Here is a 15,058-nt window from a genome sequence, read left to right as displayed (position 1 = left end):
CATGGCTTCAATGAAAAATAAAACATCATCGGAAAACACAGAACAAGTTGATCTCGGACGTCTAATTGGCGAATTCATTGATCATCGAAAATTAATCATATCTGTTACATCATTGTTTACCCTTTTGGCTCTAGTTTATGCGATTTTCGCTACACCTGTTTATCAGGCAAACGCTTTGATACAAGTAGAGCAAAAGCAGGCAAATGCCATTCTCAGCAATTTAAGTCAGATGTTGCCTGACAGTCAGCCACAATCAGCACCAGAAATAGCCCTTCTGCAATCACGGATGGTGATCGGTAAAACTGTAGATGATTTAAACTTGCAAACAAGGATTAGAGAAAATTACTTTCCTGTGGTGGGTAAAGGGTTATCTCGATTAATGGGGAAAGTACCGGGCGAAATTGATGTATCACGGTTTTATTTGAAGGCTGGGGAAAATGAGCAGCCTAAAATTAACTTAACAGTAATTGATGATAATCATTTCAAGATCGAATTTGATGGTGATAATATCAATGGAGTAGTGGGTGAGTTAATTAATAAAAATGACATAGCGATAAAGGTTGATAAAATAAACGCTATGCCAGGCACAGAGTTTACTATTTCATATGTTAGTAGGCTCCAGGCTATTACCGATCTTTTAGATGTGTTTAGTGTAGCAGATATTGGCAAAGATACTGGTATGCTTTCGCTATCATTGACTGGTGATAATCCATTACAAATAGAAAAAATAATTAATAGCATCAGTAATAATTATTTGGCTCAAAATATTTCTCGACAAGCAGCGCAAGACGCTAAAAGTCTCGATTTTTTAAATCAACAATTACCACAAGTACGCCATGATCTTGATATTGCAGAAGATAAATTAAACCAGTATCGTCGCCAGAGTGATTCGGTTGATTTGTCTCTTGAAGCCAAATCGGTGCTTGATCAAATAGTTAATGTTGATAACCAACTTAATGAATTGACATTTAGAGAGTCAGAAATATCACAGCTTTACACCAAAGAACACCCAACTTACAAAGCGCTGATGGAAAAACGCAAAACCTTGCAAGATGAAAAGGTTAAGTTAAATCAGCGAGTTTCTTCGATGCCGAAGACTCAACAAGAAATATTAAGGTTAAGCCGTGATGTCGAGTCAGGGCAAGCCGTTTATATGCAGCTCTTGAATCGTCAACAAGAATTGAACATTGCGAAATCTAGCGCGATAGGTAATGTTAGGATTATTGACAATGCAATTACGCAACCAAAACCGGTTAAGCCTAAAAAGGTTTTAATTGTATTATTAGGTATTATTTTTGGATTGCTAATTTCTACTGGGCTGGTTCTCATCAGGGTATTCTTGCGTCGCGGAATTGAAAGTCCTGAGCAACTTGAAGAGCTGGGTATCACAGTATACGCAAGTGTTCCAGTGGCAGAAACGTTCATGAAAAACAACGTTTCTAAACCGAATAAACTTAAGTCGAAAGATAATGATATAAAATCATTACTTGCAATAGACAATCCCGCAGATCTGGCTGTAGAAGCTATACGTGGACTTAGAACAAGTTTGCATTTTGCAATGATGGAGTCAAGAAATAATGTTCTCATGATTTCCGGGGCTAGTCCTAATGCGGGTAAGACTTTCATTAGCTCAAATTTAGCTAGTGTTATTGCACAGACAGGGAAAAAAGTTCTTTTCGTAGATACGGATATGCGTAAGGGTTATACGCACAAAATATTTAAGGTGAATAACGAAAATGGATTATCGGCCTATCTTTCAGGTAGGGTTGAAATAGGGAAAGTCATTAAGAAAATCGATGGCGTGGAATTCGATTTCATCACCAGGGGTGCAGTTCCACCAAACCCTGCTGAACTACTAATGCATAAGCGTTTTGGAGAATTGATTGATTGGGCTAATAATCATTATGATATTGTAATATTAGATACCCCTCCAATTCTTGCAGTTACGGACTCGGCGATTATTGGTAACTATGCAGGCACAACGCTACTTATTGCCCGATTTGAACTTAATACACCTAAAGAAATTGAGGTAAGTATTAAACGGTTTGAACAGAGTGGTGTCTTGGTTAAAGGATGTATTCTTAACGGTGTCGTGAAAAAAGCTAGCAGTTATTATGGCTATGGTTATAACCACTATGGTTATTCATACACAGATAATAAATAAAATAAAATAAAACATAAAAAAGGCGTCTGATTTGAGTCAGTCGCCTTTCTGTATGTAACTCAAGTACATATTAATAATATTCAAAAAATATTATGGAGAGGAAATCATGACGCCATTAGGCCGAAATATTATAGTCAGCTTAACGCTGGCACTTTCTGATTTTCTGAGCTTTGCAATATCAGCATATCTCGCAATGGGGATTTGCTCACTTATTATTCATGATTATGCTCTTTTATTTCCTGGGGAACAACTTGAAGGATGGCTGCTTCTTCATTGTTCATTAGCTCTTTGCTGCGTTGGATGGTACTCTATTAGATTACGGCATTACTTTTATCGTAAAACTTTTTGGTTTGAATTGAAAGAAATATTAAGAACACTTGTTATTTTTTCAGTTATTGAAATTGCTGTTATGGCTTTTACGACATGGTCATTCCCAAAGTATTTATGGGTGCTAACTTGGATGTTAGTGTTGTTATTAGTACCAATTACTCGAATGTTTAGTAAATGGATATTAGATATTTTTGGACTCTGGAGAAGAGATACATGGATTATTGGAAATGCTCTTAATGCACTAGAGGCATATAAAGCAATAAAAAGCGAAAGAAACTTAGGCTTGGAAATAGTTGGATTTATCTCGATAGATGGTTGTAGCAATAAAGAAAATTTTATTGATGGGTTACCAGTATTACCGAATGACATTGATTGGCTAACCAATCAAAGTAAGCAAACACAATTCATTGTTGCAGTAGAATCTAATCAAGGTGATATTCGTAATGCGTGGTTAAGAAATTTCATGATCAGGGGGTATCGCTACGTATCGGTCATACCAACATTACGTGGCATGCCTCTAGACAGTACGGACATGTCATTTATATTTAGTCATGAAGTCATGATATTTCGTGTGCAACATAGTTTGGCTAAATTGTCTTCAAGAATACTAAAAAGAGCGTTTGATATTATTGGGGCAGTAGCCATAATAATTTTATTATCACCTGCATTAATCTATATATGTAGAAAAGTTAAAAGAGATGGAGGACCAGCAATATATGGTCATGAGCGAATAGGGAAAGGTGGGCGACCATTCAAGTGTTTAAAATTCCGTTCTATGGTAATAAACTCTAAAGAAGTTCTAGATGAATTGTTAAAAAATGATGAAGAAGCTAGAAAAGAATGGGAAGCTACATTTAAGTTAAAAGAAGATCCTCGCATTACCAAGATTGGAGCTTTTTTAAGAAGAACAAGTTTAGATGAATTACCACAGTTATTTAATGTTCTTAAAGGAGAAATGAGCTTGGTTGGCCCCAGACCAATTATTACAGCTGAATTAGAGCGTTACAATGACGAAGTAGATTACTATTTGCTTAGTAAACCTGGTATGACAGGTTTGTGGCAAGTAAGTGGTAGGAGCGATGTTGATTATGAGACCCGGGTCTATCTTGATGCTTGGTATGTAAAGAACTGGTCCATGTGGAATGATATTGCTATTTTATTTAAAACAGTGGGCGTAGTACTAAAGAGAGACGGTGCATATTAAATTATATATGCGTAATTAATAACAATTGTGCATTTTTTTACGGATATATAATGGAAAAAGATTATATCATTCTAATACCTTCCTTCAATTCATCACAAAATGAAATAGAGAAAACGCTTGCTAGTACACCATTAGAAGCAAATATTCTAATTGTTGATGATGGTAGTGCTATTCCTTTTCAAGATACATATATTAAATGTAGTATTAAAAGAGAGAATTTAAGTATTTTGCGGTTGGATAAAAATGTTGGGATCGAAACGGCCCTTAAGTTAGGAGTCGAATCTGCCGCAAAGGAATACAAATACATTGCACGGTTAGATATAGGTGACGATGGAAGTGAAAATAGATTCCAAATATGTAAAGATTTCCTGAATAATAACAAGGATATTGTCTTAGTCGGCACTTGGGCTCGTTTCGTAAATACTGAGGGTAATCAACTATTTATACATCGTCCCGATATTGATGATAAAAATATTAGGAAAAAGATGTTTATTAACAATATTTTTGTACATCCGTCAGTTATGATGAGAACTGATAGTGTATTAAAAGCTGGTAATTATAGTAATAAATATCCTGCTTGTGAAGATTATGATTTATTTTTTAGATTAATGAAATTTGGTAAAGTTGCTAATATCGATATGCCACTGGTCAACTATACAGTTGATTACAATAGTATTTCATCGAAGAAAAGAAAAAAACAAATCATTAATAGAATCAAAATTATAATTAATAATTTCACATTATTTAGAAATGGTGTATATCCATATTATGGGCTTTTAAGAAATATTGCTATGTTACTTGTTAGCAGGAAATTATCAACATTGCTAAGAAAGGTTAGGAGAGGTTAATGATAATTTGCCTAGTTTGTGAGTCAACTGCTACAGGGACTCTTGCTATGGTTCATACAATTGCAAAAGGAATGCTACAAAAAGGCCATCAAGTACATTTGATATATTCTGTTCGTAGTGATACCCCAAAAAATATCGTTGAACTTTTTGATGGTGTTCAAATGCATTACATTCCTATGAATCCCAAAAAAAGTTTTAACGCTTTAGTTTTATTGAGGAAGACAATAGTAAAAATTAATCCTGATGTCGTTCATTTGCATTCCTCGATAGCAGGTTTTCTTGGGCGTATTAGCTTGTTCTTTGACCCTAAATTTAAAGTATATTATAGCCCACATTGTATTTCATTTATGAGGAAGGATGTTGGGGTAATCAAAAAAAGATTTTTTACTTTCCTGGAAAAAATCTCATGCGTTCGGAGGAGTGTATATATTGCATGTTCAAAAAGTGAATTATTGGCTATCAGAAACAAATTAAATGAAGATGCAATATTAATTGAAAATGGAATTGATATAGATAAAATAATTGACATAAATAGAAACCAAAAAAAAACTGAGAGTAATATTACCATACTCAATGTTGGTGGCTTGAGACCTCAAAAAGACCCAGTGCTCTTTTCAAAACTTTCTGCTAAGTTGTCTAGTGAAAAAATAAAGTTTGTTTGGATAGGTGATGGCGATGAAGATATAAAGCGTCAATTAACAGACTCAGGAACATTAGTCACTGGTTGGTTACAACAAGATCAGGTTTTGGCATATTATAAAAATGCTGATATTTTCCTATCAACATCGCAGTGGGAAGGTCTTCCAGTAGCAATGATTGAAGCAATGGCTAGCATGAATTGCGTAGTCGCGAACGCATGTGATGGAAATGTTGATCTCATCGAAGATGGTTTAAATGGTTTGCTATTTGATGGAAGTGAAAAGGATGCATATGATAAAATTCATAAAGTATTATCTGATACTCATCTTAGAGATAGATTAGCCTCGCAAGCTCACTATGATTCGGTTAATAAATTTAATAAAAATATTTTTTTAGATAAAATCGAAAAAGCATATGAACTTCATTAAGTGAGAGTGAATAGTAGATGTTAAATAAAAATTTTGAACATTCAAAAATTAAAGTAGCTACAAACCCACCTGATTTAATGATAGTTGAAGATGGTTTCATACTTCCACATAGAAAAGATCATACTGTTTGGGGTATAGGCGGAGTATTAGATAGTAATCAAAACTATATACCTGTATCAGGTTATGATGGTTGGTTTCCATTTGGAGGAAAATATGAATTTGATTCAGATTCTGTAATTTATCAAGATGAGGAAGTAATATGGTTTGGTATATTCACATATCATTGGGGACATTTTCTGGTCGATAATGTTAGTCGGATGTGGTATGTACTGCAAAATACAAATCATAAAATTGCGTATGTGCCTAAGAGTAAGGATATGGACTCCAATTTTATTGAGTTCTTCAAAGCTTTAGGTATAAATGAGGACAGGTTAATTCCTATTAGAATCCCTACAAAATTTAAAACTATATTTATCCCAGAATATTCAAAAAATGATTATTCATACTCTGATGATTTTACACATATTTTTGATAAAATAGTAAAAACTATTCTATCAAATGATAAAATTGTCAATGATGCTGTTCCCAAAAAAATCTATCTTTCGAGATTGTCATTTAAGGATGCAAAAAGTAAAGAATATGGTGAGGAAAGGATTGAGAAGTTTTTTTTAAACAATGGCTATTCAATATACTATCCGGAGAAAATGTCTTTATTAGAACAGGTACGAATGTGGAATACATGCGAAACTATTGCTTGTATCAACGGAACTATTCCGTTGAACATTTGTTTCTGCAGAAATAAAAACATTGAACTCATTGTATTAAATAAATCATCGATACCACATACTAATCTTTTTGATTTTCAAAAGATATTTGACTTGCCTAACATAGTTTATTTCGATTGCTTTTCGAATAAATATGACAGATACGTCAAATCTCTTGGCAATGGCCCTTTTATTTTGAAGTTAACAAAGGAAATGCAGTTATATGTCCTGAATAATAAAAAAAATGTTTTCGAGAATGAAACGATAATATATAAAGCTAAAGAATTCTGTTTTTTTGTAAAGCGACTTTGTAGCCTTATGATGATTAAACTCATAAAGAGCTGTTTACGCGCTATATCAAATATTAGAAGATAATGAAATAGAAACATGAGGTTTTTATGGGAAATGTTTTAATCTCATTTGTAATTCCAATGTATAATAAAGAGGATTACATAAGGGAAACAATAAATTCAATCATGAATTCATGTTTGATTAACCACTTCAAAAGTTATGAGATTATAGTTGTTGATGATGAATCAACTGATAATAGTTATGAGAGTATTAAAGACTATATTGCTAGTAATGCTATAAAATATTATAAGCAAGTAAACCAAGGGCCATCGGCTGCTAGAAATAATGGGCTTAACAAGGCCTCTGGAGTATATGTTATTTTTGTTGATGCTGATGATATTATTTTACCAAAATATATCTCATTTATAAAATATGCAGCTGAACAAGAGATAAAAAAACCTGTAATAGCTGTTAATTATAGTGAAGAAAATAACCCATCATATGATCATTTTTTGAAAAATAGTGATTCGTCAGAAATTGCATTTGATCATATTTACTATATAAAAGACTTGTTTAATGCATGGAGCGTGCATCAGTTTTTTTATACTACATCAGTATGTATATCTAGAAATTTCCTAATTAACAACAAGATACAATTTCCAGAAGGATATAATTCTGGAGAAGACCAATTTGTTTGGTTTGAGTTGGGAAAGCTCACTGGAGTGTTGTTCCTTGATCAAGTAGGAGTTATATATAGAAAAGGTGTTGTCAACCAGTTATCTTCAAAATTACCACTAGATGTCGAGATACATGTCAAAAAATTATTGCAGATCGAGCGTTGCACATTCTTTGCGAATAATTCAGTTACCCAATTGATTGATAAAAATTATACTTATATCATCGTCAATAATTTCTTATCCAGGAATCGAATCCAAGGTTTAAGATTGCTTTGTGAAAGGAAAAGAATATTATTACGAAAGAAGAGTCTCATAAAATTAGTTTTAGCTTTTGTAGTTCCCTCTATCTATCGTTCATTTAAAGGCAAAAAAAATGTTTAGCACTATAATATAATAAGGAGTGAAGAGTGAAAAAAAATTCTGCTCTATTATTATTTTTCTGGATGTCTTACGCGACTAGTGCAACAATGGGAATCTGCGTGCATCCTGATAGTATGAAAACAAATCCTAGTAATATTATATCTTTGGTTACTAAGTTCAATTTCAAGTCTATTAGAATGGATTATAGATGGTCAGATGTAGAAACTCACTATGGCAATTATCGTTTTGAAGGTGTTACTGAGGATATTTTACAGTTAGCTCTTCGAAATAATATTACACCGTTAATCATTTTGGGTGGATCTAACCATCTTTATGGTAAAGGAAGGCCTTGGGATGATAAAACACAATTAGCTTTTGCAAAATATGCAGAAAACATAGCTCAGCATTATTCCAATAGAAAAGTAATATTTGAGATCTGGAATGAGTGGTCATTAAAGCACAATTATGATCCTAAGTTATCTGACTTTAAAAATTTAGATTCTGCAACAGCATATTATAATCTTGTTAGAATTGTTTCGCCAAAAATAAGAAAATATGGTGGTAAAAATTTCATTATAGTTGCCGGAGGATTTAACCCTACAGATAAAAATGATCAAAATTGGGGAAGTCAGTTAATAAAAATGGGCATTATGAAATATATAGACGGAATTTCAGTACATCCGTATACTGATCTTAATCCTGAGGATAGTTTCGTAATTATGGATAGAATGCAAGCTTCGTTCACCGCTAACAATAACGGTAATGTTGTACCTTTGTTTATTACTGAATATGGGATTCCTAATAGGATTGGAACTAAATATACTCAACGATATACTTATACTCTTGCTAAAAGGTTCATTAATGAAGCTTCTAAACGTAGTTATATCCAAGGCATATGGTGGTACGATCTCGTTGATGATGGAAATCAAATTAGTAATTCAGAACATAATTATGGTATATTGACGCAAGACATGAAACAAAAAGAGATATCTCAATTGTTTTTAAAATAGATTAAAATATGGACTTCAGCTATGTCAATGTACATACTTAGTATGTTATTTAATAGTTTTATTTCTTTTTTGAGCGTTATTACACGAGATAAAAAAGCTCATATGCTTTTTAAATTTATTCTTGTGTTAGGGCTTTCTATTCTCCCCGCAATAAAAAGTAAGTATGTCGGTACTGATTCACAGATGTATGTTGGTTTTTTCTCATTACATCAGACATATTCGGAATGGTTGAGTAATGGAACTGAACCAGCCTTTGTTTCTTCTATAAAACTATTGCAGTTTCTGGGTGCCGATAATTATTTCTATTTCTTTCTTTTTTTCTCTTTGATTTTTAATTATTTGATAGTGAATTCTATTTTTAAACTATCAAAAAACATTCCTTTGTCACTTTTAATATTTCTTTCGTATAGTGCTTTATATATATTCCATTTCAATGTATTAAGACAAAGTATGGCAGTTGCTTTTGTTATATTTTCTCTGCGGTACTTATTTACAGCTAATTATTTAAAATTTTATATGGTAGTTGCTATTGCATCTCTTTTTCATTACAGTGCAATATGCACAGTTACATTTCCTATATTATTAAAAATATTAAATTCGCGTCCATTGGTATTATATGCATTTACATTTATTATATTAATTTGTTTTTCTTATACTAGTAATCAAATCTACGTCTTATTAAGTTCTGCAACAGGAGCTAGTCGTTATAGTAATTATGCTGATCTTTCAGCTGGTGATTCGGCTGGGAAATTATTTTTCCTCAATGTAATGTTGTTATTTATATTTATTGCATTGTATTGCAAATTTAAAATAAAAGACTTACAAGATTCCTTCTTCTTATATTTATTTTTTACAAGCGTGGTAATAAACTTTTGCATATCATTTTTGGGTCTTCGCTATGAAGGCGCAGGTAGAATAATTAATTATTTTTCATATTCAAGTATTTTTGTTTTCCCAATTGCACTGTCAAGATTAAAAACATCATTCAGGGTTCTATCTTATTACTTTGTGATTTTATTTTGCGTTTCATTTATAATATTTATGTTATATGTGGCAAATGCTCATGGATTGCTGCCATACACTGTAAATCCCTATCTAAACGACTTGTTATAAGTAATTTAAGGCAAGATTTTATGGATGTTAAAAATAAAGCAATAGCAAAAAATACATTTTTTTTGGTTGTTCGAACTATTATATCCTTACTTATCACTCTATATACAACGCGTATAGTTTTGAAGGAGCTTGGTGTAGAAGATTATGGGGTGTTTTCGCTAGTATATGGCGTGGTAATGTTATTTACATTTATAAATACGTCAATGAACGAATCCGTTCAACGTTATTTTGCAGTTCATTATGGCAGGGGAGAATATAAAGATTTAGGAGCTTTTTTTAAAAGTAGTATTTATTTATATTTTTTCATCGCATTATTCTTTTTTATATTTATGCTTTCATTGAGGCATTATGTTATTTTTGATTTTCTGAACATTGCGAACGAAAAGAAAGACGTTGCAAGTAATATTTATATTGTCGCCGTAATAGGTATTTTATTTTCTGTTATGCAAACGCCTTCTAATTCTTTGGTTCTTGCAGCTGAGAGAATGTCATTCTACGCCTACGTTTCAATTTTCGAATCCATATTGAAACTTTTCGCTAGTATTGGTATTACGCTAATAGCACATGAGAAGTTATTTTATTACTCAATACTATTGTTAATAAGTAGTATAATTATCTTCCTCACGTATTCTATCTTTGTTTTTGTTAAATTTAAAAATATTATCTTCCTTGGTAATGCTGATCGTAATAAAGCCAAAGAATTATTCTATTTTTCATTCTGGAATGTTTTGGGTAATTTCTCAACTGTTTTGAGAATTCAAGGGGTTAATATTATTATTAACTTGTTTTTTTCTACAACTGCGAACGCTGCCTATGCTGTCTCTAATTCCATTAATGGTGCTCTTAATTCATTGAGTACTTCATTGAACATTGCAATTAAACCACAGATTTATAAAGCATATGCAACAGGGGATATGGATAGATATTTTCAACTTATTATTCATGGATCGAAATTGACTTTTTTATTCCTCTTTTTATTGTGTATGCCAATTTTTATTAATCTGCATGGAATATTGACCTTTTGGTTGATTAACCCACCAGTTTATACGTATTTACTTACTTTTATTGTGCTGCTGGTTTCGTTAATAGACAGTCTTTCATTTCCTTTAATGGCGGCATTACAAGCAACAGGAAGAATAAAAACTTATCAACTTATTGTAAGTTCAATAACAATTCTATCAATTCCTGTTATATATTTTCTGTTTAATTTTGGTTTTTCTCTTTATATTCTGGGTGTTGTTTTAATTGCATCTTCAATACTAACTCTATGCATTCGTGTACATTTGCTTGACTTACTGACATCAGTAAAGAAAAAAACGCTCTATTTAAAAGCTATCATCCCATGCTTTCTTGGCGCTGCAATTTCCTCTTTATTAATTCTCTCTTGTCATCGCTTTTTTCTTGATGATGGTATATTTCATATTATAATATCTTCTATATGTGTTGATATAATTACGATCTCTATTTTTTACATTCTTATTTTCAATAGGAAGGAAAAAATGATGATTAATAACTTTGTTTCGAAAATTTTCAGAAAGCTACTTAGGAATAAATAAAATGCAAATTTATTATTATAAAGATTCTGTCGGCAACTTTGGCGATGATCTTAATGGTTGGCTCTGGGATCGATTACTGCCTAATTTTTTTGATAGTGATGCCAGTGTTCGCGTCTCTGTAATTGGGACAATTATTAACGAGGTAATGCCTAAGGCTGATAAATGGTTTGTTTTAACTAGTGGGGTGGGATATGGACATTTACCTGAGGGATTTGGTAATGATAACTGGAAAATACTGAGCGTGCGAGGGCCTTTATCAGCTAAAGTATTAGGTCTAGGAAGTGATAAATATATTACTGATGGCGCAGCATTATTAAATACTTTAGCTGAATTTAAGCCGTTACCAGAAAATGAGCGAAGTGGTGTGATATTTATCCCTCATCATCATGCCATCTCAGTTGGTAACTGGGAGGAAGTTTGTCGTTTGGCAGGGGTAGAGTATGTAAGTCCGCAGTGGAATGCCGTTGACGTTATCAATAAGATAAGAAATGCTAAATTAGTAATTGCAGATGCTATGCATGCTGCAATCATAGCTGATGCTATGAGGGTTCCATGGGTTCCTGTTATAACCTCACCTCAGATAAATACATTTAAATGGTTGGATTGGGCTCTCACAATTAATACACCATACAGCCCTATTGATCTTGGGCCATCACATTTTCATGAAAGTTTGAGAAGTAATACCTTAAAGTACTATGGTGAGAAATATAAGTTATCTGATATCTCACCTGAATCAGCAATAAAAGATTTTTATTTTAAAAGAAAATATAAAAGCAGTAAGCTATGGCCGACTTATAGCCGCATTGCAAGAAGGTTGACTTATAATTTGCCATATAAGATCTTGTCTTCTCTTAAGGATTCTGAAATAAAAAATAAAAATTTGGTTTATACTGAATCTGCAGCAGAACGTCTGATTAAAGTTAAAAATAGCTCTGGTTTTTTAAGCGATGATGTTGTTTTTTTCAATAATGTCGATGGCTTACTATCCAAGTTAGATATCCTTAAGCAACATAAATGATTTTTAATAGATCACCTGTTTTGAGTTTGTATAGTTTGAGGGTTGTATGAATGTCTTAAACATATCGCATTCTCTTGACTTTTGCTTTAGTACTAGGCACTTTTTTAGCTTTGGGTTAAAATAATACTAGTAATTAGGCTACGAACGTATCGTAGTTATAACACCAGACAGGAGTATGTAATGTCCAAGCAACAGATCGGGGTTGTCGGTATGGCAGTGATGGGGCGTAATCTTGCGCTGAACATCGAGAGCCGTGGTTATACCGTCTCCGTTTTCAACCGCTCCCGTGAAAAGACCGAAGAAGTGATTGCCGAAAACCCAGGCAAGAAACTGGTCCCTTACTACACAGTACAAGAGTTTGTTGAATCCCTCGAAACACCACGTCGTATCCTGTTGATGGTGAAGGCCGGGGCTGGCACCGACAGCGCCATCGATTCCCTCAAGCCTTACCTCGATAAAGGTGACATCATCATTGATGGTGGCAACACATTCTTCCAGGACACCATCCGTCGTAACCGTGAACTGTCTGCCGAAGGTTTTAACTTTATCGGCACCGGTGTTTCCGGTGGTGAAGAGGGGGCTCTTAAAGGGCCTTCCATCATGCCCGGTGGCCAGAAAGAAGCCTATGAGCTGGTTGCTCCGATTCTGAAGCAGATCGCGGCGGTTGCTGAAGACGGCGAGCCTTGCGTCACCTATATCGGTGCTGACGGTGCGGGTCATTATGTGAAGATGGTTCATAACGGCATCGAGTATGGCGATATGCAGCTGATTGCCGAAGCCTATGCACTGTTGAAAGGCGGTCTGGCGCTCTCCAATGAAGAGCTGGCACAAACCTTCACTGAATGGAACGAAGGCGAGCTGAGCAGCTACCTGATCGACATTACCAAAGATATCTTCACCAAGAAGGATGAAGAGGGTAAATACCTCGTTGATGTTATTCTTGATGAAGCCGCAAATAAAGGTACCGGCAAGTGGACCAGCCAGAGCTCACTGGATCTCGGCGAACCTCTGTCTCTGATCACCGAGTCCGTATTTGCTCGTTACATCTCTTCGCTTAAAGACCAGCGTGTAGCAGCATCGAAAGTGCTGAGCGGCCCGCAGGCTCAGCCTGCCGGTGATAAAGCTGAATTTATCGAAAAAGTTCGTCGAGCGTTGTACCTCGGTAAAATCGTTTCCTATGCTCAGGGCTTCTCCCAGCTGCGTGCTGCTTCTGATGAGTACAACTGGGATCTGAACTATGGTGAGATCGCCAAGATTTTCCGCGCGGGCTGCATCATTCGTGCACAGTTCCTGCAGAAGATCACCGATGCTTATGCACAAAATGCCGGCATTGCTAACCTCCTGCTGGCGCCATACTTCAAACAGATCGCTGATGACTATCAGCAGGCGCTGCGTGATGTGGTGGCCTATGCTGTGCAGAATGGTATACCGGTACCGACGTTCTCTGCCGCAATTGCTTACTACGACAGCTACCGTTCCGCGGTTCTGCCAGCTAACCTGATTCAGGCTCAGCGTGATTACTTTGGTGCGCATACCTATAAGCGTACAGATAAGGAAGGCGTTTTCCATACAGAGTGGTTAGATTAGTCATATGTTAATCAAACCCTCGGATATCTCCGAGGGTTTGATTCTTCAGTAGTTATTTTTTTAATTAGCTCTAACGTAACCTTCCATTTTTTTATTCTTCTTTCTTCGTTTATAAACTGTTAAATCTATTTAACGGTGTTAATGTCATACGCTTCTTATTATTTTATTAATTCGAGTAATTAAAGGTATAAAACTATGAAGATTCTTGTCACCGGGGGCGCAGGCTTCATCGGATCAGCTGTGGTTCGTCATATCATTGAAAATACCCGGGATGAAGTCCGCGTGATGGACTGCCTGACCTATGCCGGAAACCTCGAATCCCTGGCGCCGGTGGCCGGGAGCGAACGCTACTCGTTTTCCCAGACTGATATCACCGATGCCGCTGCCGTGGCGGCCCAGTTCAGCGAGTTCCGCCCGGATATCGTGATGCACCTGGCGGCAGAAAGCCATGTGGATCGCTCCATTGATGGCCCGGCCGCCTTCATCCAGACCAACGTGATCGGCACCTTCACTCTGCTGGAGGCGGCCCGTCACTACTGGTCCGGCCTTGGGGACGCGCAGAAGCAGGCCTTCCGCTTCCACCATATTTCCACCGATGAGGTGTACGGCGACCTGCACGGCACCGATGACCTGTTCACCGAAGAAACCCCGTACGCCCCGAGCAGCCCGTACTCTGCCTCCAAAGCGGGCAGCGACCATCTGGTTCGCGCCTGGAACCGCACCTACGGCCTGCCGGTGGTGGTGACCAACTGCTCCAACAACTATGGTCCGTATCACTTCCCGGAGAAACTGATCCCGCTGACCATTCTCAACGCCCTGGCGGGTAAACCCCTGCCGGTATATGGCAACGGGGAGCAGATCCGTGACTGGCTGTATGTCGAGGACCATGCCCGTGCGCTGTACAAAGTGGCGACCGAAGGCAAAAGCGGCGAGACCTACAATATCGGCGGTCATAACGAGCGTAAAAATATCGACGTGGTGCGCACCATCTGCGCCATTCTCGACAAGGTGGTGGCGCAGAAGCCGGGCAACATCGCCCACTTCGCCGACCTGATCACTTTTGTCACCG

Annotated in this window: 12 protein-coding genes; all 12 read left to right on the top strand. The window is 35.8% G+C overall.

From position 1 onward, the window contains the following. Position 1 precedes the first annotated feature (1 nt). Positions 2-2,164 carry a polysaccharide biosynthesis tyrosine autokinase gene (locus CWM58_RS21530; protein WP_100681743.1) on the top strand — a complete coding sequence of 721 codons (2,163 nt, stop codon included), beginning with the start codon at positions 2-4 and terminating at the stop codon, positions 2,162-2,164. Between the two features lie 106 nt (positions 2,165-2,270). Then, positions 2,271-3,698 (top strand): undecaprenyl-phosphate galactose phosphotransferase WbaP, encoded by a 1,428-nt coding sequence (gene wbaP, locus CWM58_RS21525; RefSeq protein ID WP_043520406.1) that lies wholly within the window; start codon positions 2,271-2,273, stop codon positions 3,696-3,698. Positions 3,699-3,748: 50 nt separating this feature from the next. Next, the gene (locus CWM58_RS21520) at positions 3,749-4,546 is read left to right on the top strand and encodes a glycosyltransferase (RefSeq protein ID WP_100681742.1); all 798 of its coding nucleotides are present in this window, start codon (positions 3,749-3,751) and stop codon (positions 4,544-4,546) included. Positions 4,547-4,593: 47 nt separating this feature from the next. Beyond that, positions 4,594-5,613, top strand: a complete 1,020-nt coding sequence (locus CWM58_RS21515) for a glycosyltransferase (RefSeq protein WP_165785834.1) — start codon at positions 4,594-4,596, stop codon at positions 5,611-5,613. Positions 5,614-5,630: 17 nt separating this feature from the next. Continuing rightward, on the top strand, positions 5,631-6,752 hold the full coding sequence (locus CWM58_RS21510) for a glycosyltransferase family 61 protein (RefSeq protein ID WP_100681740.1): 1,122 nt from the start codon (positions 5,631-5,633) through the stop codon (positions 6,750-6,752). A 23-nt stretch (positions 6,753-6,775) separates the two neighbouring features. Next, entirely contained in the window at positions 6,776-7,726 is a 951-nt protein-coding gene (locus CWM58_RS21505; RefSeq protein WP_100681739.1) for a glycosyltransferase family 2 protein, read from the top strand. Between the two features lie 26 nt (positions 7,727-7,752). Further along, a complete protein-coding gene (locus CWM58_RS28210) occupies positions 7,753-8,715 on the top strand; it encodes a cellulase family glycosylhydrolase (RefSeq protein ID WP_133122433.1) in 963 nt (320 codons plus the stop codon). A gap of 21 nt (positions 8,716-8,736) precedes the next feature. Next, complete coding sequence (locus tag CWM58_RS21495; RefSeq protein WP_072042529.1) at positions 8,737-9,828, top strand: EpsG family protein; 1,092 nt, start codon at positions 8,737-8,739, stop codon at positions 9,826-9,828. Positions 9,829-9,848: 20 nt separating this feature from the next. Further along, complete coding sequence (locus CWM58_RS21490; RefSeq protein ID WP_100681738.1) at positions 9,849-11,384, top strand: MATE family efflux transporter; 1,536 nt, start codon at positions 9,849-9,851, stop codon at positions 11,382-11,384. 1 nt (position 11,385) lies between these two features. After that, positions 11,386-12,402 (top strand): polysaccharide pyruvyl transferase family protein, encoded by a 1,017-nt coding sequence (locus CWM58_RS21485; RefSeq protein ID WP_100681737.1) that lies wholly within the window; start codon positions 11,386-11,388, stop codon positions 12,400-12,402. 180 nt (positions 12,403-12,582) lie between these two features. Then, positions 12,583-13,989 (top strand): NADP-dependent phosphogluconate dehydrogenase, encoded by a 1,407-nt coding sequence (gndA, locus tag CWM58_RS21480; RefSeq protein WP_000043542.1) that lies wholly within the window; start codon positions 12,583-12,585, stop codon positions 13,987-13,989. Positions 13,990-14,184: 195 nt separating this feature from the next. Next, positions 14,185-15,058: dTDP-glucose 4,6-dehydratase (gene rfbB / locus CWM58_RS21475; protein ID WP_100681736.1), on the top strand; the 874-nt coding region annotated here is incomplete at its 3' end.

This window comes from Klebsiella sp. H-Nf2, assembly GCF_002806645.1.
Classification (GTDB): Bacteria; Pseudomonadota; Gammaproteobacteria; order Enterobacterales; family Enterobacteriaceae; genus Klebsiella; species Klebsiella variicola.
This window is presented reverse-complemented; position numbering and strand designations above follow the sequence as displayed.

Excerpts from the sequence above, each read along its gene's own strand:
- gndA (WP_000043542.1), top strand. The coding sequence starts at position 12,583 with ATGTCCAAGCAACAGATCGGGGTTGTCGGTATGGCAGTGATGGGGCGT.
- CWM58_RS21490 (WP_100681738.1), top strand. The coding sequence starts at position 9,849 with ATGGATGTTAAAAATAAAGCAATAGCAAAAAATACATTTTTTTTGGTT.
- CWM58_RS21505 (WP_100681739.1), top strand. The coding sequence starts at position 6,776 with ATGGGAAATGTTTTAATCTCATTTGTAATTCCAATGTATAATAAAGAG.
- CWM58_RS21520 (WP_100681742.1), top strand. The coding sequence starts at position 3,749 with ATGGAAAAAGATTATATCATTCTAATACCTTCCTTCAATTCATCACAA.
- CWM58_RS21515 (WP_165785834.1), top strand. The coding sequence starts at position 4,594 with ATGGTTCATACAATTGCAAAAGGAATGCTACAAAAAGGCCATCAAGTA.
- CWM58_RS21510 (WP_100681740.1), top strand. The coding sequence starts at position 5,631 with ATGTTAAATAAAAATTTTGAACATTCAAAAATTAAAGTAGCTACAAAC.
- CWM58_RS21495 (WP_072042529.1), top strand. The coding sequence starts at position 8,737 with ATGTCAATGTACATACTTAGTATGTTATTTAATAGTTTTATTTCTTTT.
- wbaP (WP_043520406.1), top strand. The coding sequence starts at position 2,271 with ATGACGCCATTAGGCCGAAATATTATAGTCAGCTTAACGCTGGCACTT.
- CWM58_RS21485 (WP_100681737.1), top strand. The coding sequence starts at position 11,386 with ATGCAAATTTATTATTATAAAGATTCTGTCGGCAACTTTGGCGATGAT.
- CWM58_RS21530 (WP_100681743.1), top strand. The coding sequence starts at position 2 with ATGGCTTCAATGAAAAATAAAACATCATCGGAAAACACAGAACAAGTT.